Here is a 21,311-nt window from a genome sequence, read left to right as displayed (position 1 = left end):
TGGATGGCGGTTGATGTTTGTGTGAAAGCAAGAAAAAGGCACTCGGTATCCCTCCGAGTGCCGCCACTTAATCCACAGTAAATAAAAGCATCCTGAATAAAGACACCATTTATGAACCATGTTTCGGTGGCAAAGGTACAAACTATTTCTTGTATCTCTTCACATTTCCTCGCTTTTCTGCTGTTTTGCGCTCTGCAAAGACGAATTTCGTGTTGAAATTCTCGTCAAAGGCTATGGCTGCGGAGAACGATTTGCCTTGCTTGCTGGTGAAACCATTGAGCGTTCTGGTCTTGCTCTTGGTAAGCAAGTCGGTGATGTCGGCATCAGTGAGCAACTTTCCTGCTACCTGCTTGAACACTGGCATACCGCACTCCTTGTTGCTGCATCTTACTACCTTTCCGAAGAACTGCATGGTACCTTGCTTGCATTTAGGACACTGGCAGCCGGAATCCTTGTGGCTGAAAAGTCTGTCACAACCTAACAATTCCGCAGTGATTTCACGGGTATAGCCTTCGATACTATGGGTGAACCCGTCTGCACTTGCTTCACCTCGTTCAATCTTGGCAAGTTCCGCCTCCCATTTGCCCGTCATCTCCACATTGGCAATCGCCATGTTCTTCACCACGGAATGCAGGGCGAGTCCTTTTTCCGTCGGCACAAGTTTCTTCTGCTGGCGCACCATATACTCTCGTTTGAGCAGGGTTTCGATGATGGCGGCACGTGTGGCAGGTGTGCCAATACCGCTGTCCTTCATTGCCTGGCGCATCGTATCATCTTCTATCTCTTTGCCTGCGGTTTGCGTTCCGCCAAATCCGGCTGCACTCGGCAAATCCAAACAAGTTTGGACCTGCTCTCGCTTGCACGGATTTTCCATTGCTGCAAGCAATGTGGATTCCGTATGCAATGGCTTTGGTTTGGTCTTGCCCTCCGTGATGGTGCAGCCAGAAAGAGTGACATGCTGTCCTTCTTGCCAGTTGGGAATGACTTGATCCTTGACCTCATTGTCTGTTGCGTCTGCATCCTTGTCCTGCCTGTTGTTCTTTTCCTTGAGCGACAACGCTCGCCAGCCAGTCTGTCGGATGATGGAGCCACTGATGCCAAACTCAACTTCATGATCCACTTGCGCCGATACTGATGTGATGTCCTTGATGCAGTCTGCCGAGAACGCTTCAATCATCCGGCACAATATCATGTCATAAACGATCTTCTCGTCCTTGAAAAGACCAATGGCTGCATTTTCTGTGATGAGCAGGGCATGGTGATCGGTCACCTTGGCGGCATTCACGCTGTTCTTGCTGTAGTCCTCACTGCCAGGCAAGAGTTTCACTTTTTCTCCATATTCCGAATGATTCTCCAGATTCTTGAAGAGTTTGGGAAGGGTGGCAAATACATCATCCGAGATATAGCGGCTTGATGTTCTTGGATAGGTGATGAATTTTGCCTCGTAGAGTTTCTGGGCGATGGAGAGTGTATGCTCTGCCGTGAAGCCATGCTGGGAGTTGGCTTCTTTCTGCAAGGTGGTAAGGTCGTAAAGGAGCGGTGCCTTCTCCACCTTTCGCTTGGTTGTGACCTTTGTGATGATGGCAGAGCCGGTATCTTTCACCTTATTATATATATCGGTTGCGGTAGCTTTGTCTGTCCAGCGGTTGACTGATGTGAACTTCAGTATATTGCCACTGTCTGCATCAACCACACCGAAGTGTACCTGCCAGAACGGTTTCGACTCGAAACGCTTGTGTTCCCAATAGCGTTCGCACACCATGCCAAGGGTCGGGGTCTGCACACGACCTACGGAATAGGTGCCACGTCCTGCAGCTATCGTCAGGGCTTGTGTGCCGTTGATGCCTACGAGCCAGTCTGCCTCACTTCGTGCCTTGGCTGCATGATAGAGATTGTCATACTCCTTGCCATCCCTGAGGTTCTGAAGTCCCTCACGGATGGCGGTGTCCGTAAGCGAACTGATCCAGAGACGGTCGAAAGGCTTCCTGCAACCGAGATACGCATAGAGGTATCGGAAAATCAACTCTCCCTCACGTCCGGCATCGGTTGCTACGATAATGCGCTCACTGCTGTCAAACAGCTTGCCGATAATTTTAATCTGGGCAAGCACACCTGCATCTGGTTTGCAGCCGTTCTCTGTCTTGACTTGTCGGGGAACAAGAACGAACGGGTCGGGAATCACAGGCAGATTCTCTGCATGGAATCCCTTCATGCCGTAAGTTTCCGGCATGGCTGGCTGCACTAAATGTCCGAATGCCCATGTCACATAATAGCCATTGCCCTGCATATAGCCTTCCTCACGCTTGTCAGCTCCAACAATGCGGGCGATTTCCTTGGCTACGCTTGGTTTCTCTGCGATGATTGTCTTCATTGTCAGTTGTTTTTGTGACATCCGCAACCGTGGGATAGACGGTCGCAGATGTCGGTTGTTATAATGGATGATTAACTCTGTGGATCAAGTGGCGGCAACTACATCTTCACGCTTCTTGCCTTTCTCTTTGGCTTCTGTTCCTCGGCGTTCTGTTCCTTCTGCTGCTTTTCGTTCTTTGGCGCAGACTGTCCCGGACTCAGCGGATCCTTGGTGTGCTTGGTCGCCTCATGGGTCTTGCCCTGCTCGTTGACGGCGACTTGTACCTTGTTCTCGTTGGTCGGAATCTGTTCCTTTGCTTGTTTGAGGTCTGGATTGTTGCGGTAGGAACGTGGCTGCATCTTGTCGAAGTCGAACTTCACATAGGCGGTATAGGTGCCGCTGCCGTTCTTGTTGGGCACTTCCTTGATCTCGATGGTCTTGCCTGCCACATAGTCGTCCTTCTGCTGCTCGGTCAGTTCCTTCTTGAAATAGGTGTTGAGTCGGCGGATGGTCCCGTCCTCATTGAGCCAGTGGTTGGGATCTTGCTGCTTCTTCTGGCCGCCCGCATCACCTTCTGCCTTCTGCTCCTGCTTGTCAACGGTCTGCTTCTTGTCCCCATTCTGTTTCTGACCTTGCGCCTGTCTTGTGCTGCCAGGCACGAACTCCACGCCACGCTGTTCCACATTCACCTGCAACAGCGGTGTAAACTTGCGCCCGTTGGCAAGCTCAATCTCCTTGCGAAGCGGAATACCTGAGTAGAGCACTCTCTTGTCGTCCTTGGTAATAGGTGTCTTGCCGATGGTATCGGGTATGCGCACCTTGTTGGTAGGGATGTCAACAATCTCATTGGTGAGACGATCGATACTGATGAAATGAGGACGCAGCTCACCTGTATTCTTGTCGGGGAAATCCACAACCTTTCCGAGGTTACCGTTCTGCAACAGGTTCTTCTTGTCCTCTGGAGTGAAGGTATAGCCTTTGTAAGCTACATCGAGTTTTGGCTCGTTGCGCACGAAATGCGGCACGAGTTGCAACTGGTCGTTATCGTCCTTGCGGAATGACAGACGGGCCTGTATCTCTATCTGTTCACCACCGAAGGTCGGCTTCACTATCACAAGCCCCGTCTTGCCGTAGTTGAGCAGGGCTTTCATATCCTTCTCATTCATACTGTTGAAGTCTATGCCATATTTGGCACCAAGTTCCTGCAGGTTCACATCGTTACCACTGATGAGGTTCTGCTTTACACCCGGAGCGGTCTGTGCCTGCTGTTCGGTTGCGGTCTGTTCTGGTTTCTGTTCCATGTCGTTCTCTTTTTCGTTGGTTTGTTCAGATGATACATTCTCTTTTTCTTTGTTAGCTTGCGTCTTGGACGCATCGTCCGATGATGCGGTTTCTTTCGCCTGACCTTCCGATTGCTTTGCCTCTTTCTCATAATTGGAGGTGTCAACCTTGTGGGCGGAAAGAATCTCTTTGTTAGCCTCCGGATCTTTCAGTAACTCCTTCATCACGCCAAGCAGGTTTTCCACCTGGTCTGCCGCTATGCGGTAGAATCCGAATCGGCTTGGCTCCTTGCACTGGCGGAAGAAGTTTCTAAAGAAACTGTCCAACAAGTCACTGTTGCGGTCAAAACGCAGGAAGTCGGACGTGTTCTCCGCCTTGGCGGGCGCTCGCTTCGGTGTGCCGTCCCTGCTGAGTCCGGCGACGACGCTGATCTCGCCCGTCTTCTCGTCACGGACTACCAGCACGTCCTGTTCATCACTCTTTTTCTTTTGTACCATAATTGTAAATTTTTAATGGTGAATACTGTTGTTATTTGAATTTCTGATGAATGCGGGTCAAGTAATGCTCCACATTCTCTTTCTTGAATTCTTTGACATTATTCTCTACAAACTGCATAACATCCTCTTCCGTGTAGTATGTTTTCTGCCCCAAACGCTTGTAGGGAAGCACTCCCAGACTGCGATAGCGTTGAAGGGAACGAGGGGAGATTTGAAATAAGAGGCAGAGGTCTTGGTTGTCGAGCAATTTTTCATTGATGGCAGAACTTCCTTTTTGCTCCGTCTCTCGTTCGTGTCTCAACATCAGCATATCGTAAATGCTGTCTATCTTTTTGTGTAGGTCATGGAGATATAACTCCAGTTTTCTCAATGTTCCATCTTCCATGCTCATGTTTCCTTTGCTATTGTTCGTTCCTCAACCATTCTTTCAATGGCTTCAACTTGGTATCGGCATTGATTACCAATTTTAATATAAACAATGCGGTTCTCTGAGCGCATTCGCTGCAAGGTGCGCTTGCTCACACCAAGCATCTTAGCTGCATCGTCATTGGTCAACATCGGCTTGAATCCCTTACCCGTCAAGTTCTCTTGAAACGCCATGTTTGCCAATCGCACGTACTGGACTATTTCTGTCAACTGTTCTGTCAGCTTTTTGAAGGCTGCACTTTCCATTGTTATTACTTCCATCCTAATTCCGTTTGAAATGTTATATAATTCGTTGTTTTGATTTCTCGGCGGCAAAATTAAGCATTTGCGAAATACCCGTTTAACAACTCATTAATGACCCACGTATAATTTTCTTGATTTTTCTTGCCAAGCGGTCGGCAAACCCCAGAAAAGCACTGCCACAGTTATTCATTTTCATTGTTTTTCAACATACACACATTAACTTTGCACCCGAATTTGTTGAACCAATAAAACAGAGAATATGGAAGTAGTAACAATGGAAAAGAAGGCATTCGACTTGATGATGGCAAGATACGATGCCTTGGTAAAGAAAGTTGAGTTGCTGAAGCATAAGGCTAACGGCAAGCGTCTGAACAAATGGCTTACAGGTCATGAGGTCTGCCAGCAACTTCGCATCAGCCAGCGCACCTTACAAAAACTTCGTGACCGCCGTTTCTTGGGGCATACCCAAATAGGTCGCCAATTCTATTACTGCCCCGAAGAGGTCAAAGCCATCGTTCCGCTTATCGCCAGAATCAAATCGGTATAGCGTAAAGCCAAACTCGCCCAAGGCAAAGCCGAAAACTTCACCCTGGGCGAGCCAACACATTTTATATTCACCACTTAATCCAAATTGTAAACAATGAACATGAACCAACTTCTTACGCATGAGAGCAAGTCGATAGACACCGCCATGCAATCCTTGAAGAAAGCCAACAACTGGCTATCCTCATTCATCGAGTCCTACAACCCTCCTTTGGACGGGGAGCGATACCTCACCGACAAGGAACTCTCCGAGCTCCTGAAGCTTAGTCGCCGCACCTTGCAGGAATATCGCAAACAAGGCATCTTGCCCTACATTATATTATGTGGCAAAACCCTCTATCCGGAATCCGAGATACAAGCACTTCTCACTGGTAATTACCGCAAGCCGATAATCGACGGCACTGTTTCACAAGGGGAGGGTACTGCTTCATTATAGCGAAACAAGAATAGCGTACAGGGTACAACGACAAAAATCGTTCTCTCTGTACGCTATTATATTATAAAGGTGTAGGAATCTTATTAAAAAGATGAAAAATTCTAACTTGCACCTCTTGGCATCGTTCCGTTCATCACAATAATCATCGGATACTCGTGTTTTACTTGCTCTGCTTGGCAATCCTTGCGGTTCACAACCTTACTGATAAGCCATTGTCTGAACAACAAGGCTTGGTATGTATCCATTTGAAGTGCTATGGCGATAATCACTTCCATATCATAGACATGCGCAGAATATCCATTTTCAAGTTTGACGTATTGCGAATGCTGGAAATCTTTCAGCACACTTTGTTTCCAAATGCGCTTGATGGTATTCTTCACTGCTGTCCCTGTTACATTCAACAGTTCGGCAATCTCCCAAACTGTCATCCACACCTCACCATGATGTGGGGCGTAGATGACCATATCTTCTTGTATTGTTATCACTTGTCGTTTCATACTCTGCCATTTATTGTGTTAGTATTATCGTTGCAAACATTTCCAAACGTGAATTCCTCAATGTTATTAATCTGCTGAGACAACTTTTCCACGTCTTTGCTCAATTTCTCCTTGGTTATTTTGGCATACACCTGAGTTGTCTTTATGTCCTTGTGACCAAGCATTGAACTCACGGTTTCTATTGGGACTCCGTTGGAGAGGCAAACCGAGGTTGCGAACGAATGACGGCTCATGTGCCAGGACAGCGGCTTGGTGATACCACATTTTTTGCCCAGTCTTTTGAGCGAATCCATACAACTTTTGTAGTTGGGTACAGGAAACACCCTGCCGTCTTCACATAATCCACGGTATTTTTCCATAATCTGCTTGGGATAATCAAGCAACTTGATGTTGGCTTCCGTTCCTGTCTTCTGTCGATGGATAACAATCCATTCACCTTCATCGAAAAATTCCTTGATGTTCTCTTCCTTCAAGTTGTACAGATCAATGAAAGCGAGACCTGTAAAACAACAGAACAGGAATAAGTCACGCACCATACTCATCTTCTTTCTTGTGATAGGTGTCTCCATCAACAGATGAATCTCTTCTTTGCTCAGAAACTCTCTTGTGGTCTCTTCTTCCTTGTACTCATATCGTCTGAATGGGTCTTTTACGAGCCATTCATTATCTATGGCACGGAATACCATTGCACGGAGATTGCGGACAAACACCATCGCAGAGTTTATCTTCAAGTGCTTGTCGGTTCTGAGAAAAGTCTCGTAGTCTGTGATAAAAGGCAGCGATAACTCTTTCAGAGCAATATCCTTCACATGGTAATGCGTCTGCAAGAACTCGCCAACATAGGCACACCCAATTCTATACTTCGTGTATGTACTCAAAGATTTCATGCCAGCCTTATATTGCTTTTCCATTTCATCACGGCTTTGAGAATAGACTTTCATCAGGGTATGGCAACGATACTCCAAGCCAAGAAAGGCGTTCTTCACCTTGTCGGCAGTGACGAAGTTGTCCCTGTCCATAATCTCCTGATAATGCTTACTGATACTCACACGCATCTTGTCCAATTTGCGGTTCACTTCCAAGGCCTGCATACTCTTACCTATCATGCGTCCGCCCTTGGTGTCCCACAAATCTGGATTGGCAGTTGTCTTGCAACTGAACTGCGACTGTGTTCCGTCCACTGTGATACGTCCCATAACTGGAACAGTACCATCTTTCTTTACTACCTGTCTTTTGAGGTAGAAGATAATTGAAAATGTACTCTTCATAACGTCATTCTTTTTTGCGTTCAAAATTAATACATGAAGAGTCTTTTCTTGCTACGCATTTCACGGCAGAACACGGCAAATTTGGTTCGTAACCAAAAATCTTACGTTACTCATCAGTAACTCACTATAAATCAGAGTATTAAAATTCAATTCGTAACCTTCCTTATTCTTCCGAACTTCAACATTCCCCATTTGGGGTATAGGTTACGGATAGGTAACGTTCCTCTGTCTCATCTTGTCATATTCCCGTCTTCGTCTGTCCTCGTCACTTTTAACCAGAATGAGGAAAGTAACTGATAACCAGTAAACTTTCCTCATTCTTCTCTCAAACACTTTTTATATGTACTTTCACCTTTAAAAACTCCGTATAGTGGCATATTGGTGATATTCTCTTGTTGGCGGTATGGCAACATTGAATAGCGTATGGCTGATATGTCAGGATGTTCCATAAGATAATTGTGCAATGAAGTGGCCTTTATGCTTGTTCCGCCCTTCACCTCTATAGGCAATATGGCACCATTGCGTTGAACAAGGAAATCCATTTCCATACGAGAGGTATCGGAACTGTAATAGTAGATGTGATTGATGCCCGACGCAAGTAACTGTTGAAGAACATATTGTTCTGTGAACGCTCCTTTATACTCTGTAAACACGTTATCGCCAAGCAACACATCCTTCGCAGCGGTATCTGCCATAGCCCCCATCAGTCCACAATCGCATAGATAAAGCTTGAATGCCGACAAGTCTTCATAAAACTTCAAGGGCAATTCCGGCTTTGTCACCTTTGTTATCTTATACACCAAACCAGCATCTACCAACCATTGTATTGCCAGTTCAAACTCCTTGGCTCTGCCACCTTTCTTCAATACACCATACACAAACTTCTTGTTCTCTTTAGATAGTTGACCCAATATCGACTGCCATACCATGTCTATGCGTGGCACCTCTTGCGTAGGAGCATGTTTGGAGAAGTCGCTGGCATAGTTGGAGAGTATTTCGTTCTGTATATTGCGCACTTGGTTTAGCAATCTGTTTTCTACATATGTCTTCACTACTTCAGGCATTCCACCCACGTAATAGTATTGGCGCAAATAGTCTTTCAACTTTTCGTGGAACGCATTCATCAATTCGTAGTCCTTGCTGTGCATTAGTTTAAGCAACTGGTCTTCGCCCATAGCCATTAGGAATTCTTCAAAATCCATAGGGAACAGACGCATTGTCTGTACCTTGCCTACCGGAAAGGATACACCTGCATGCAAGGCAACACCCAATAGCGAACCTGCCACCACTATATGATACTCTGGAGCATCTTCGCAGAAATACTTCAATGCTTCCAATGCCTGTGGGAATGCTTGCACCTCATCCAAGAATATAAGAGTCTTGCCAGGGATTATATCCACTCCAGTCAAGGCACTTAATCCTCGAATGATTCTTGCAGTATCAAAGTCGCCTGCATATATAGCATGCAGGTTCTCATTTCTATCACAACTGACGTAAGCAAGATTGTCAAATTCATTCAGACCGAATTCTTTTAGAATATAAGTCTTTCCACATTGTCTTACTCCATTTAGTATCAATGGTTTATGATGCTCTTGGTTCTTCCAATCTACAAGTTGGGTATATATCTTTCTTTTCATAGATTTACACTTTTAGACACATGATAATGTCAGAATATTACACTTTTAGACATATAATAATAGCTAAATATTACACTTTCTGACACATAAAATCATCGCAAAGCTACACTTTTCGACACATACGACCAAATAAACATAGAAAAACAATTAGGTTATTATATTTTTTTAAGCATAATAACCTATCTTTTTTATTACCTTTGTATAAAATAGGCTAAAATGTTTTCCCAAAAGAAACATGAATAATTCTTCATTTTAGGGGTGATTGATTTATGGAAAGCTTGTCTATAAGAGTAGAAACAAAAAGAAAATGACGTAATGACTGAAAATAATGAACAGCAGATGGAACAGCTGTTTCACGACCATTACGAACGGATGTATCGCTTAGCCTTTGCCTTGCTACATGACAACGATGAAGCGAAGGATGTGGTGAGCGACGTGTTCTCAAGGTTGTGGAATAAACAGCTGATTCCTGACCAGGCTTATCTGATGCGAAGCGTGAAGAATGCTTGCATCAATATTATTGCCAAGAAGAAACGGGATGAAAGGCTTAAACAGCTTCTTCCTCTCTCGGAAGAGAAACTAACGGAGGAAGAGCCTTACCGCCTGGAAGAGCGATGGCAAGCAACGGTGGATTGCATCGACAACGACTTGACCAATCAGACCGCTTCCGTTATCCGATTGTGCTATCGCGAAGGCATGTCGTATAAGGATACAGCGGAAGAATTAGGCATCAGCATCTCGGCTGTGAACAAGCACATCGTGAAAGGTTTGCGAACGCTCAGAGGAAAGTTGAAAGGAAAGTAGCATAACAATTATTATATTGTATTAAGCTTACAATAGAAACCCTAAAATGAAGAAAAGAAAATGAAACAAGAGTTATATAGTATAGATTCTAAGAAATGGGATATGCTCCTCGACCTCTTGGAGCGTCTTGAAAGCTATTCCGAAACACAGAAGGCCGAACTTTTGGGCGATGAGGAAATGAAAGAACTCTATCAGCAGATGGTAGATACCCGACAGGCACTTGATTTCGACAAGTCGAAGGAAGAGATGAAGATGCCTTCGATAGATGAGGAATGGAAGAAACTGAAAGAAGAAAAGAAGCAAAGCACCGAAGTGGTTTCTTTTTGGAGTCCGATGAGAAAGGTGGCAGCCGTTGCTGCAGTCCTTGTTGTCTCAGGCTTCGCCTTTGCAGCCATTCATCTGGCTTTGCTTTCTCGTCAGACATCAGACAAGAACAATACCGAACTCATTGCTGCAAGCAAGGATTCTGTGCTGGAGGTTTCTTTCACTCGGAAAGCTAACATAGAAGAAAAGGCAGATTCTGCAAGTATTGCCAAGTTTCCGTTGGTTTATGAAAACGCTGAGCTTAAGAATATCCTGACCCCTATAGCAGAGCATTTCCATCTTAAGGTGACTTATCAGAACGAGTCGGCCCGACATATCCGTCTGTTTCTTCAACTGAAGGAGGATATGAGCATAGATGATATCATCAAACTGATGAATCATTTCGAGAAAGTGAACATTCGTCATGAAGGTCAAACCCTAATAGTGGAATAAGATGAAAAGATTAAGATACGTTATATTGCTCGTGGGCTTGATGAGTATTTCTCTTCACTCCGCTTATGCCCAACGCATTACCCACAATTTCCGCAACACTTCAATGTCAGAAGCTCTCACCGTCCTTGCCAAGAGCACAAAGGATTATCACATCAATTTCATATATGATGAGTTGGAGGACTTCACGGTTACCACTGATGTGGTGAAGCGAACCGCTCCTGATGCCATCAGGCAAATCATTGGTTTCTATCCGATGAAGATGACGATAGATGGCGACAATATATTCGTGGAATGCACGCAGAAATCATCTACAAAAATGATTGGTCGCGTAGTTGACAGCAATAATCGCCCGATAGATTATGCCAATGTAGCGTTGCTTAATGTGGGTGACTCTTCATTGATAAATGGTGGTGTGACTAACGAGAACGGTCAGTTTGTGATTCCCAGCAAAGCCCGTAAGGCAATAGTAAGGGTGAGTTGTGTGGGCTATCAGACCGTATTCCACTCATACAATACCGGTATGATAGGAGCAATCGTTCTGCATGAGAATACGATAAACCTTAAAGGCGTGAAGGTAAAAGCTATGCGCGAGAACATAAAGTTGGGACAGGAGGGTATGATTGTTGATATAGAACACTCCGATCTTAACAAGATTGGTACAGCAACTGATGTGTTGCGCGAAATGCCTCGCGTTGATGTCAGTTCGGATGGAACGGTGAATGTGTTTGCCAAAGGTTCGCCGCTTATCTATATCAACAACCGACAGGTGAGAGATCTTAACGAACTGCATCAACTTAAATCGGATAATATAAAGAATGTAGAGATTGTCACCGCACCAGGTGCTAAATATAATGCAGAGGTTAAGTCCGTAATACGTATCAATACAATACGCCGTCAGGGCGAAGGATGGAGTGGCGAGAACTATACTACTACAATGTTCAACAAGTGGTGGGGTGGTTCGCAATACATGTCGTCAATATATCGTACTAATAAGGTAGAAGTATTTGGTGAACTATGGGGTTCAACGACACCCGGAGGTGAGGATAATGTATTGTCTAACGAAATCAATGGTACGAAGAATATATTCATTGAACAGGCAGCACCGCTTAAGTATCGTTCAAAAGGAGCCGGAGCTAAGGCTGCCTTTGCTTATTCCATAGATGATGACAATACATTTGGATTGAGCTACGAAAATCAGTCGGGTTTTGGCAAAGGAGAGATGACCGGCTCTTATCAGAAGATAATGGAAAACGGAAAGCAAACAGCATTCGTAAACGAAGCGGCCAATATGAGTGATTGCTTTAGTCCTACACATAACGCTAATGCATATTATGTAGGTAAGATAGGCAAGTTGGGTGTGGATTTCAACGCTACTTATTTCTGGAAAAAGAAAGGTAGGACGATGTCAATCAAAGAGAGTAGTGCAGATATTGAGAGTCGCGACGTGCATACATGCAACAGACAGCATAGTGATATGGCTGCCGCCAAACTCATTCTGTCTTACCCAGTTTGGAAGGGAACGCTAAGCATAGGCACCGAATTTACATCCTCACGTATTCGTGGCGAATACGCTAATGCCGAACAATATGTCGCTGCGTCGAATACAAAGATAGAGGAACATAACATTGCTGGCTTTGCTGAGTATGGCTTGAAGTTTGGCGACATCACGGTAAATGCAGGTGTGAGATACGAGAATGTAAAGTCCGATTATTATTATTTCGGGGAATTGCAGACTGAGCCGAGTCGTAGATATTCCGATTGGTTTCCTTCTGCTTCTATGTCATGGAATAGTGATAAATGGGCATTGCAACTTGCTTATACATGCAAGACTCAGCGACCCAGCTATAACAGTCTGCGTGATGAGGTGCAGTATGATAATCGCTATACTTATGAGGGTGGAAATCCTTATCTCTGTCCTTGTATAATAAATAATGTGGACTTGAATGTGGTGTACGATTGGTTGTCGTTCAATGCCGGCTACAACTATATCGACAAACCTATGGTGTGGATAGCTACATTATATCAAGGTAAGGACATTGTCTTTCTGCGCAATGTCAACTTCAATAATAGTCAGGATGTGTATGTGTCGATAGTGGCTTCGCCCCGTTTCGGTTGGTATAATCCTATGACAGAGATAGATTACACACAGTCGTTCTTGTGTACTGATGGTTTTGATATCAACAAACCATCAAACAGACCATGCTTCAACTTCCGTCTAAACAATCGTTTCAACATAACGCCTACACTAAAGGCTTTCCTCAATATGAGATATAAGACGGGTAGGTTTAATGACCTGCAAAAAACAAAATCATTTGCTCGTGTGGACGTGAAGTTCACAAAGTCATTCCTCAACGACGCTCTTGTAATAGGCGTTTATGCCAACGACTTGTTCAAGACCGACAAGGAACAATGGACAATGTATGGCAGCCATACCGTAATGAAAAAAGACTGTTATGGCTATGAACGTTGTGTAGGTATGACCTTATCGTATAACTTCAATACAGCAAAAAGTAAGTATAAAGGTACGGGTGCCGGCAATGAGGAGAAGAGCCGCTTGTAGCTTTGGGTTTGTCTTTATGAAAGTTTTCGTTTCAGGTGTTTGTCAACTCAGATTTAATGCTTACTTTTGTGTTAGTGATTATACCTTGAAGTTGAATCTATAAAAAAACTACAACAAATGACTCTATCAATGCTTCTAATCTCCCTCTTCACATTCGTAGAACTTAACTGCGAAAATCTTTTCGACTGTAGGCACGACTCTTTGAAGAATGACACAGAGTTTTTGCCGGATGGTTCGTATCATTGGACGCGTACACGCTATTGGCGCAAGCTTAATAGAGTGGGGCAGACAATAATAGCGTGTGGAGAGAAACAAGTAGGCGTGTTGCAAGGCAAGGAACTTAAAGATGTAGACTATGTAAAAGGTCGGTCTTGGCAGTTGCCAGATATGGTTGCTCTATGCGAGGTAGAGAACGATAGTGTGTTGCACGACCTTACAAGGCGTAGCTTGTTGCGCAATGCCCGGTATGAATATGTTATGACAAACTCGCCAGACGAGCGTGGCATAGATGTAGCATTGGTATACTCTCCTTTTTCTTTTAGGTTGATAAATAGTCATAGTGTGAGGGTGGAGCCAATAAGGAATATGCGACCTACACGTGACATACTATATGCTTCGGGTATTATCGCATCTGGAGATACCTTGCATGTTGTTGTGGCACATTTGCCCAGCAGACGTGGTGGCGAACGACAATCGCGACCTTTTCGTATAGCGGCAGCCAGTAAGGTGGCCGAAGTGATAGACTCTATATATAATAATGTGTCGAAAGATGCGAAGATAATCATTGCTGGCGACTTTAACGACTATAGCCAATCGGCAAGCGTGCGTCTGTTGTGCAGCAATCGTATGAAAGACATCTCGGAAAAGGCAACAGGACACAACGGGGCTAAAGGAACATATCGTTATCAAGGCGAGTGGGGAAGCTTAGACCATATACTTGTAAGCGAATCGTTGGCTGCAAGTGTAGACAATTGTTATATATACGATGCTCCGTTTCTTATCGAACCAGATGATAAGTATGGTGGCGTGAAACCGCGCCGCAATTATCTTGGTCCGCGTTATCTTAATGGTTTTAGCGACCATTTGCCACTTGTTGCCACTTTTGGGTGGTAGCCAAGATAAAGCATGAGGTGTGATAATTCTTTGTATTTAGTTAAAGTGATAAGTTCAGATAACTCTTGATGATGTATTGTATGAAGATTGTTGTAAGATAAATTGCACAAAATAAAATAAATTGTGTCATATGGCTATTAATTTGTTACTTTTTTATCTGTTTTTACTGTATAACCTTTGCAAAAGAGCAAAAATTACTTAGAATTTGTTGGCTGTTATACAAAAACTAATTACCTTTGCACTATGCAGGTGTTGTTCAGGACACTTTATACAAGAACATAAAAGAAATAGATAAAACAAGAAACAATATGCAAATGAAACATCAGTTAAGAAGCGCAGTGTGTACCGAAGGCCGCCGTATGGCAGGAGCTCGCGCTCTTTGGGTCGCCGCAGGTATGAAACACGAACAGTTTGGCAAGCCCATTATTGCTATTGTCAACTCGTTCACACAGTTTGTACCTGGTCACACACATCTACATGAGATAGGACAGATTGTTAAGCAGGAAATTGAGAGTATGGGTTGCTATGCAGCCGAGTTTAATACTATCGCTATTGACGATGGTATTGCTATGGGACACGATGGTATGCTATATTCATTGCCGTCACGCGACATTATAGCCGACTCGGTGGAATACATGGTCAATGCCCATAAGGCTGATGCTATGATTTGCATTTCTAATTGCGACAAGATTACTCCGGGTATGCTTATGGCGTCGATGCGCCTTAACATTCCTACTGTGTTCTGTTCGGGTGGACCTATGGAGGCTGGTCGTTGGAATGGCGAAAATGCCGACCTTATTACAGCTATGATTAAGGGTGCCGACAAGACGGTGTCCGACGACGACCTTGAGCAGATAGAGAAGTGCTCGTGTCCAGGCTGTGGTTGCTGTTCGGGTATGTTCACAGCCAACTCAATGAACTCCTTGACCGAAGCTATTGGTATGGCTCTGCCTGGCAACGGCACCATCCTTGCCACACACAAGAATCGTATCGAGCTGTTTAAGGCTGCTGCCCGCCAGATAGTGAAGAATGCCTTTGCTTATTATCAGGATGGAGACGATAGTGTGTTGCCACGCAACATTGCCACACGCAATGCTTTCCTCAATGCCATGACTCTTGATATCGCAATGGGAGGTAGTACTAACACTGTGCTGCACTTGCTTGCTATTGCTCAAGAGGCAGAGGCAGAGTTTACTATGGCAGATATAGATAAACTTAGTCGTCATGTGCCTTGCCTGTGCAAGCTTTCGCCAAATACTCAGAAGTATAGTGTACAGGAGTGCAACCGTGCAGGTGGTATTCTTGGTATTTTGAACGAGCTTAACCGTGGCGGACTGATACATGGCGAAACAAAGCGTGTTGATGGATTGACACTTGCTGAGGCTATGAACGAATATGATATTACGGGTGAGAAAATATCGGCTGAGGCAGACCGCATTTATCATAGTGCACCAGGTAGAAAGTTCTCTACAAAGATGGGCAGTCAGGATGCACAATGGGAATCGCTTGATGTAGATCGCGAGAATGGTTGTATACGTTCTCTCGAACATGCTTATACCAAAGATGGTGGATTGGCTGTTCTGTTTGGCAATATTGCTCAGGACGGATGCGTGGTTAAGACTGCTGGTGTTGACCCTTCGATATGGAAGTTTAGTGGTCCTGCAAAAGTGTTTGACTCACAGGAAGCAGCTTGCGAGGGTATACTTGGTGGAAAGATAAAGAGTGGCGACTGCGTTGTTATAACCCACGAGGGTCCTAAGGGAGGCCCTGGTATGCAGGAAATGCTCTATCCTACATCTTATATTAAGAGTATGCACCTTGGTAAGGAGTGTGCTCTCATTACTGACGGTCGATTCTCTGGTGGCACATCTGGTCTGAGTATCGGACATATATCTCCTGAGGCTGCAGCTGGCGGCAACATTGGAAAGATTAAGGATGGCGATATTATCGAGATTGATATCCCCAACCGTTCAATAAATGTCAAGCTAAGTGATGAGGAACTTGCCGCACGTCCACAGCAACCACTTACACGCGACCGTAAGGTGAGCAAGGCATTACGTGCATATGCGCAGAGCGTTAGTTCGGCAGATAAGGGTGGTGTGAGAATAATCTAAAGCAAAGGAGAAGGACTATATGGAAAAAATTACAGGAGCAGAAGCCTTGATGCGTTCTCTCAAGAACGAGGGTGTAAAGACTATCTTTGGCTATCCCGGCGGAGCTATAATGCCGGTGTTTGATGCTCTATACGATTATACAAGAGGCGAGAAAAAAGTTTTCGATCATATTCTCGTGCGTCATGAACAGGCAGCTGCTCATGCTGCAGAAGGTTTCTCGCGTGTTAGTGGTGATGTCGGAGTATGCTTGGTGACAAGCGGTCCTGGTGTTACCAATACATTGACTGGCGTAGCCGATGCGATGATCGACTCTACCCCAATCGTGGTTATTGCTGGACAGGTAGGTGTAAGCGCTCTTGGTACTGATGCATTCCAAGAGGTAGACCTTGTGGGTTTGGCTCAGCCTATCAGCAAGTGGAGTTATCAGATACGTCGTCCAGAGGATGTGGCTTGGGCTATAAGCCGTGCTTTCTATATAGCACGTACAGGTCGTCCAGGTCCGGTAGTTATCGATTTTCCTAAGAGTGCTCAGGTAGGTACATGCGATTGGCAGCCTGCAAAGGTTACATCTGTTCGCAGCTACGATCCATATCCAAAGATTCAAGACGATCATGTAGCTGCTGCTGCCAAACTTATAAATAATGCCGAGCGTCCGTTAGCACTTGTTGGACATGGTGTAGAATTAGGTGGTGCGCATAATGAACTTATAGAGTTTCTTGAAAAGGCAGACATACCGGCTGCCCGCACATTGCTTGGACTCTCTGCGCTCCCGTCAGACCATCCTCTAAATGTTGGTATGCTTGGTATGCATGGCAGTTATGCGCCCAACGTTCTTACACAGCAGGCCGATGTTATTATAGCTATTGGTATGCGTTTCAGCGATCGTGTTACCGGACGTCTTGACACATACGCTAAGCAAGCCAAGATTATACATCTTGATATAGATAATGTAGAGATAGACAAGAACATTAAGACTGACGTGTCGATTGTAGGCGATTGTAAGATGTCGCTTCCGGCCATCACTCGTTTGCTTAATAAGAACGAACACAAGGAATGGATAGACAGTTTCAAGCCATATCTTGAACAGGAAACCCAGAAGGTTATAGAGCCTGCCATACATCCCAAGGATGGTCCGCTGCTTATGGGCGAAATTGTAAATGCTGTAGCTGAGGCAACAAATGGCGAGGCTGTATTGGTGAACGATGTTGGTCAGAACCAGATGTTCTCATGTCGTTACTTTAAGTTCAAGCGCAAGCTTAGTGTTGTTACAAGTGGTGGTCTTGGCACTATGGGATTTGGATTGCCAGCTGCAGTAGGTGCAACATTTGGCTCGCCCGAACGTACAGTATGCCTATTTACTGGCGATGGCGGATTCCAGATGAGTATACAGGAACTTGGCACTATCATGGAACAGCAGGCTCCAGTTAAGGTGATACTTATGAACAACAACTACCTTGGCAATGTGCGCCAGTGGCAGGACATGTTCTTCAACCATCGCCAGTCGTTCACAAAGATGCTTAACCCTGACTATGCACAGATATGCAGTGGTTACCATCTTAACTACGATGTGGTGATAGAGCGCAACGACTTGCATGCTGCTATAGAGAAGATGCTTGCAACACCTGGTCCATATATCCTCGAATGTGCCGTTAAAGAGCAAGACAACGTTCTACCTATGACACCTCCGGGTAAGAGTGTGGACGAAATGCTTCTTGAGATTAATGTTTAACCATTGATGAAGCATTGGACAGTAATAATTAAACATTGAAGAAAAAGTGGAACAGAAATTATATACATTACTGGTTTACTCGGAGAATATCGCCGGTATACTCAACCAGATAACCTCAGTGTTTACACGCCAGCAGGTCAATATAGAGAGTCTTAATGTGTCGGCTTCCAGCATAAAAGGCATACATAAGTACACCATTACGGCTTGGAGCGACGAAGAACAAATAATAAAGATAACAAAGCAGATAGAGCGCAAGATAGATGTGATTAAGGCCGACTACTATCTCGATAGCGACCTCTTTATCCACGAGATTGCAATATACAAGATTTCAACTCCCGTGCTGATGCAGAATCCAGAGATATCGCGTGTTATACGACGCAGCGGAGCACGTATGATGGAGGTAAACCCTACATACGCTACTGTACAGATAGCAGGATTGACAGAGGAAGTGCAGAATCTGTTTAGTGCTTTCAACGACTTTGGTTGTCTGTTGCAATATTCGCGTTCTGGTCGTGTGGCTGTAACACGCAGCTTCAACGAACCGGTACAGGATTATCTGCATAATAAATAAAGATATTTATTAATCATCGCCCACTCTGCCCAATAGGGCGGGGTGGGACTTTTCTATTTTATATTTAACTATGAATCTACTAAGCAAAGTTGGAAGCTATGACTTCCTTGTAGAGCCTTTCCACTGTGATTTCTCTAATCGAATATTTATTGGTCATCTTGGCAATCATCTGCTAAATGCAGCCGACTTCCATAGCAACGAGCGTGGCTATGGTATGGACTATCTCAACACTGTGCACAAGACATGGGTGTTGTCGCGATTTGTTATGGAGATGACCGATATGCCTAAGGCATACGACCGCATAACTGTTGACACATGGGTGGAGAATGTTATGAAGTTCTTTACAAGCCGAAACTTTACCATTCGCGATAAAGAAGGTAAGATGTATGGCTATGGTCGCAGTATTTGGGCAATGATAGACACCGAAAGCCGCCAGCCTGTAGACATATTGCAGGAGCGTGACGGACTGATTACAAAGTATATTGAAACAGATAAGGAATGTCCTATCGAACCTTTCAAGCGTGTTAAGGTGGCCAAGACAACTGAGGTAAGTCACAGTATTGACACACATTATAGTGATGTGGACGTTAATGGACATATCAACTCGGTTAAGTATATTGAACACATTCTTGACATGTGGCCATTGGATTGGTACAATAAGTATAGATTGCAACGTATCGACATTGCCTATGTGGCAGAATCATACTTTGGCGACAAACTTCATTTCGCTGTTGAGCAACGTTCGGACGAAGAATACGACATAATGGTGCTAAAAAGCAATGATAATAGCACAGATATGAAAGAAGTGTGCAGATGTAAACTTATTTTTGTAAAAAACTGATAGAAAAATTTGCTGGTTAGTTATAATTTATTACCTTTGCAGTCGTAAAAGAAACAAAATAACACCTCGACCAGTATTTGTACGAACAACTGATATAAAGAAAATATAAACCCGCGGTCGTTTGTAGACCGCCTTAAAACTATTGTAATATGGCACAAATGAATTTCGGTGGCGTTGTAGAGACAGTAGTCACCAGCAAAGAGTTTTCATTGGAAAAAGCACGTGAAGTTCTGAAAAACGAAACGATTGCCATTTTGGGATACGGTATTCAGGGTCCTGGTCAGGCAGGAAACTTGCGCGACAATGGTTTCAACGTTATCGTTGGTCAGCGTCCAGGCAAAACTTATGACAAGGCTGTAGCTGACGGTTGGGTTCCTGGTAAGACATTGTTCTCTGTTGAAGAGGCAGCCGAGAAGGGTACTATTATCTGCATGCTTCTTTCTGACGCAGGTCAGATTGCAGTATGGCCAAAAATAAAGAAATATCTAACACCTGGCAAGACACTTTACTACTCACATGGTTTTGCTATCAACTGGAACGACCGCACAGGTGTAGTTCCTCCAGCAGATGTAGATGTTATAATGGTTGCTCCTAAGGGTTCGGGTACATCGCTCCGTACAATGTTCCTTGAGGGTCGTGGCTTGAACTGCTCTTATGCTGTTTATCAGGATCACTCAGGTAAGGCAGAGGAGAAGACTATCGCCTTTGGTATTGGTATCGGTGCCGGCTATCTGTTCAAGACAACTTTCCAACGTGAAGCAACAAGCGACCTTACTGGCGAGCGTGGTTCACTGATGGGTGCTATTGAGGGATTGCTTGAGGCTCAGTATGAGGTTCTTCGTGAGCATGGTCACTCTCCTTCTGAGGCTTTCAACGAGACTGTTGAGGAGCTTACACAGAGTCTTATGCCTCTCTTCGCCGAGAAGGGTATGGACTGGATGTATGCAAACTGTTCTACAACAGCACAGCGTGGTGCTTTGGATTGGGCTCCTCGGTTCCGCGAGGCTATCAAGCCTGTTATGGAGTGGCTTTATCTCTCTGTTAAGACTGGTAACGAGGCTCAGATTTCTATCGATTCTAACTCTAAGCCAGACTACCGTGAGAAGCTTAACGCTGAGCTTAAGGCTATGCACGACATGGAAATGTGGCGCGCTGCCGAGACAGTTCGCGAGCTCCGTCCGGAGAATGAGGCTAAGTAAAGAGTCACATAGTAATAGGTCAAAAATAAATAAGGTATGGCAGGGATTTTCCTGCCATACCTTTCTCATTGTATAATGCCTTTCTAATATGGTGGCACTTATTCTTGGTATTATTGTGTTTTCTTACATAATTGTATTGATATTTACTCATGATTATAAAAGAAAGAACGAGATACTTTCTATATTATGTGTATTAGTATTTATTCTAATCAGTAAACTTATGAGAGTCGCTTTTGACGCAAGTTTTATTGAGACAATATTAATTTCGTTAATATACATATTTTTATTGGCATTAGGAACACGTTTTCTTTTGCGTAGTAAATAATCGTAAAAGTTGGTAACTATAGCAAAAACGGCTAAGAAGTTTATTTAAACTCTTAGCCGTTTTGCTTGTTATGCTCGGCATTTATTAGCCTAATGTTTCCTTATTTTTGTTCCTTCACGAT

Annotated in this window: 18 protein-coding genes; 11 read left to right on the top strand and 7 right to left on the bottom strand. The window is 44.3% G+C overall.

Annotated elements, in window-relative coordinates; translation table 11 throughout:
- Window positions 1–142: 142 nt before the first annotated feature.
- From C9991_RS12280 to C9991_RS12265, 4 genes are all read right to left on the bottom strand, one after another.
- Complete coding sequence (locus tag C9991_RS12280) at window positions 143–2,371, bottom strand: type IA DNA topoisomerase (protein WP_106812762.1); 2,229 nt, start codon at window positions 2,369–2,371, stop codon at window positions 143–145.
- 98 nt (window positions 2,372–2,469) lie between these two features.
- Complete coding sequence (locus C9991_RS12275; RefSeq protein WP_106812761.1) at window positions 2,470–4,128, bottom strand: DUF3945 domain-containing protein; 1,659 nt, start codon at window positions 4,126–4,128, stop codon at window positions 2,470–2,472.
- 31 nt (window positions 4,129–4,159) lie between these two features.
- Window positions 4,160–4,438 carry a helix-turn-helix domain-containing protein gene (locus C9991_RS12270; protein ID WP_081978971.1) on the bottom strand — a complete coding sequence of 93 codons (279 nt, stop codon included), beginning with the start codon at window positions 4,436–4,438 and terminating at the stop codon, window positions 4,160–4,162.
- Window positions 4,439–4,515: 77 nt separating this feature from the next.
- Window positions 4,516–4,815, bottom strand: coding sequence for a helix-turn-helix domain-containing protein (locus C9991_RS12265; RefSeq protein WP_106812760.1), 300 nt, complete (start codon window positions 4,813–4,815; stop codon window positions 4,516–4,518).
- A gap of 241 nt (window positions 4,816–5,056) precedes the next feature.
- Here C9991_RS12265 and C9991_RS12260 point away from each other — a divergent pair, with 241 nt between their 5' ends.
- Both C9991_RS12260 and C9991_RS12255 read left to right on the top strand, forming a co-directional pair.
- Window positions 5,057–5,344 (top strand): helix-turn-helix domain-containing protein, encoded by a 288-nt coding sequence (locus tag C9991_RS12260; RefSeq protein WP_071122342.1) that lies wholly within the window; start codon window positions 5,057–5,059, stop codon window positions 5,342–5,344.
- Window positions 5,345–5,437: 93 nt separating this feature from the next.
- A complete protein-coding gene (locus C9991_RS12255; protein WP_106812759.1) occupies window positions 5,438–5,776 on the top strand; it encodes a helix-turn-helix domain-containing protein in 339 nt (112 codons plus the stop codon).
- A gap of 101 nt (window positions 5,777–5,877) precedes the next feature.
- On the opposite strand, the gene C9991_RS12250 is transcribed toward C9991_RS12255, so the two are convergent.
- From C9991_RS12250 to C9991_RS12240, 3 genes are all read right to left on the bottom strand, one after another.
- Window positions 5,878–6,273, bottom strand: coding sequence for a virulence RhuM family protein (locus C9991_RS12250; protein ID WP_232823328.1), 396 nt, complete (start codon window positions 6,271–6,273; stop codon window positions 5,878–5,880).
- Entirely contained in the window at window positions 6,270–7,541 is a 1,272-nt protein-coding gene (locus C9991_RS12245) for a site-specific integrase (RefSeq protein WP_106812758.1), read from the bottom strand. The genes C9991_RS12250 and C9991_RS12245 overlap by 4 nt, the downstream gene beginning before the upstream one ends.
- A gap of 314 nt (window positions 7,542–7,855) precedes the next feature.
- A complete protein-coding gene (locus C9991_RS12240) occupies window positions 7,856–9,178 on the bottom strand; it encodes an ATP-binding protein (RefSeq protein ID WP_106812757.1) in 1,323 nt (440 codons plus the stop codon).
- Window positions 9,179–9,493: 315 nt separating this feature from the next.
- Between C9991_RS12240 and C9991_RS12235 the strand changes: the two genes are divergently transcribed.
- The 9 genes from C9991_RS12235 to ilvC all read left to right on the top strand — a co-directional run bounded on the left by C9991_RS12235 (window position 9,494) and on the right by ilvC (window position 20,865).
- Window positions 9,494–9,982: an RNA polymerase sigma factor gene (locus C9991_RS12235; protein WP_232823327.1), complete on the top strand. Its 489-nt coding sequence runs from the start codon at window positions 9,494–9,496 to the stop codon at window positions 9,980–9,982.
- Between the two features lie 60 nt (window positions 9,983–10,042).
- Window positions 10,043–10,738, top strand: a complete 696-nt coding sequence (locus tag C9991_RS12230; RefSeq protein ID WP_106812756.1) for a DUF4974 domain-containing protein — start codon at window positions 10,043–10,045, stop codon at window positions 10,736–10,738.
- Between the two features lies 1 nt (window position 10,739).
- A complete protein-coding gene (locus C9991_RS12225; RefSeq protein WP_106812755.1) occupies window positions 10,740–13,298 on the top strand; it encodes an outer membrane beta-barrel family protein in 2,559 nt (852 codons plus the stop codon).
- Between the two features lie 117 nt (window positions 13,299–13,415).
- Window positions 13,416–14,411, top strand: a complete 996-nt coding sequence (locus tag C9991_RS12220) for an endonuclease/exonuclease/phosphatase family protein (RefSeq protein WP_106812754.1) — start codon at window positions 13,416–13,418, stop codon at window positions 14,409–14,411.
- Between the two features lie 314 nt (window positions 14,412–14,725).
- The gene (gene ilvD / locus C9991_RS12215; protein ID WP_106812838.1) at window positions 14,726–16,525 is read left to right on the top strand and encodes a dihydroxy-acid dehydratase; all 1,800 of its coding nucleotides are present in this window, start codon (window positions 14,726–14,728) and stop codon (window positions 16,523–16,525) included.
- Window positions 16,526–16,544: 19 nt separating this feature from the next.
- Window positions 16,545–18,254 carry a biosynthetic-type acetolactate synthase large subunit gene (gene ilvB / locus C9991_RS12210; RefSeq protein ID WP_106812753.1) on the top strand — a complete coding sequence of 570 codons (1,710 nt, stop codon included), beginning with the start codon at window positions 16,545–16,547 and terminating at the stop codon, window positions 18,252–18,254.
- A gap of 46 nt (window positions 18,255–18,300) precedes the next feature.
- Window positions 18,301–18,825, top strand: coding sequence for an acetolactate synthase small subunit (gene ilvN / locus C9991_RS12205; RefSeq protein ID WP_106812752.1), 525 nt, complete (start codon window positions 18,301–18,303; stop codon window positions 18,823–18,825).
- 70 nt (window positions 18,826–18,895) lie between these two features.
- Window positions 18,896–19,666, top strand: coding sequence for an acyl-[acyl-carrier-protein] thioesterase (locus C9991_RS12200; protein WP_106812751.1), 771 nt, complete (start codon window positions 18,896–18,898; stop codon window positions 19,664–19,666).
- Window positions 19,667–19,815: 149 nt separating this feature from the next.
- Window positions 19,816–20,865: a ketol-acid reductoisomerase gene (gene ilvC / locus C9991_RS12195; RefSeq protein WP_106812750.1), complete on the top strand. Its 1,050-nt coding sequence runs from the start codon at window positions 19,816–19,818 to the stop codon at window positions 20,863–20,865.
- Window positions 20,866–21,311: the final 446 nt, after the last annotated feature.

Source organism: Prevotella merdae (assembly GCF_900290275.1).
GTDB classification, from domain to species: domain Bacteria; phylum Bacteroidota; class Bacteroidia; order Bacteroidales; family Bacteroidaceae; genus Prevotella; species Prevotella merdae.
This window is presented reverse-complemented; position numbering and strand designations above follow the sequence as displayed.

Coding starts and splice junctions, on each gene's coding strand:
- C9991_RS12280 (WP_106812762.1), bottom strand. CDS start 2,371: ATGAAGACAATCATCGCAGAGAAACCAAGCGTAGCCAAGGAAATCGCC.
- C9991_RS12275 (WP_106812761.1), bottom strand. CDS start 4,128: ATGGTACAAAAGAAAAAGAGTGATGAACAGGACGTGCTGGTAGTCCGT.
- C9991_RS12270 (WP_081978971.1), bottom strand. CDS start 4,438: ATGCTGATGTTGAGACACGAACGAGAGACGGAGCAAAAAGGAAGTTCT.
- C9991_RS12265 (WP_106812760.1), bottom strand. CDS start 4,815: ATGGAAGTAATAACAATGGAAAGTGCAGCCTTCAAAAAGCTGACAGAA.
- C9991_RS12260 (WP_071122342.1), top strand. CDS start 5,057: ATGGAAGTAGTAACAATGGAAAAGAAGGCATTCGACTTGATGATGGCA.
- C9991_RS12255 (WP_106812759.1), top strand. CDS start 5,438: ATGAACATGAACCAACTTCTTACGCATGAGAGCAAGTCGATAGACACC.
- C9991_RS12250 (WP_232823328.1), bottom strand. CDS start 6,273: ATGAAACGACAAGTGATAACAATACAAGAAGATATGGTCATCTACGCC.
- C9991_RS12245 (WP_106812758.1), bottom strand. CDS start 7,541: ATGAAGAGTACATTTTCAATTATCTTCTACCTCAAAAGACAGGTAGTA.
- C9991_RS12240 (WP_106812757.1), bottom strand. CDS start 9,178: ATGAAAAGAAAGATATATACCCAACTTGTAGATTGGAAGAACCAAGAG.
- C9991_RS12235 (WP_232823327.1), top strand. CDS start 9,494: ATGACTGAAAATAATGAACAGCAGATGGAACAGCTGTTTCACGACCAT.
- C9991_RS12230 (WP_106812756.1), top strand. CDS start 10,043: ATGAAACAAGAGTTATATAGTATAGATTCTAAGAAATGGGATATGCTC.
- C9991_RS12225 (WP_106812755.1), top strand. CDS start 10,740: ATGAAAAGATTAAGATACGTTATATTGCTCGTGGGCTTGATGAGTATT.
- C9991_RS12220 (WP_106812754.1), top strand. CDS start 13,416: ATGACTCTATCAATGCTTCTAATCTCCCTCTTCACATTCGTAGAACTT.
- ilvD (WP_106812838.1), top strand. CDS start 14,726: ATGAAACATCAGTTAAGAAGCGCAGTGTGTACCGAAGGCCGCCGTATG.
- ilvB (WP_106812753.1), top strand. CDS start 16,545: ATGGAAAAAATTACAGGAGCAGAAGCCTTGATGCGTTCTCTCAAGAAC.
- C9991_RS12200 (WP_106812751.1), top strand. CDS start 18,896: ATGAATCTACTAAGCAAAGTTGGAAGCTATGACTTCCTTGTAGAGCCT.
- ilvC (WP_106812750.1), top strand. CDS start 19,816: ATGGCACAAATGAATTTCGGTGGCGTTGTAGAGACAGTAGTCACCAGC.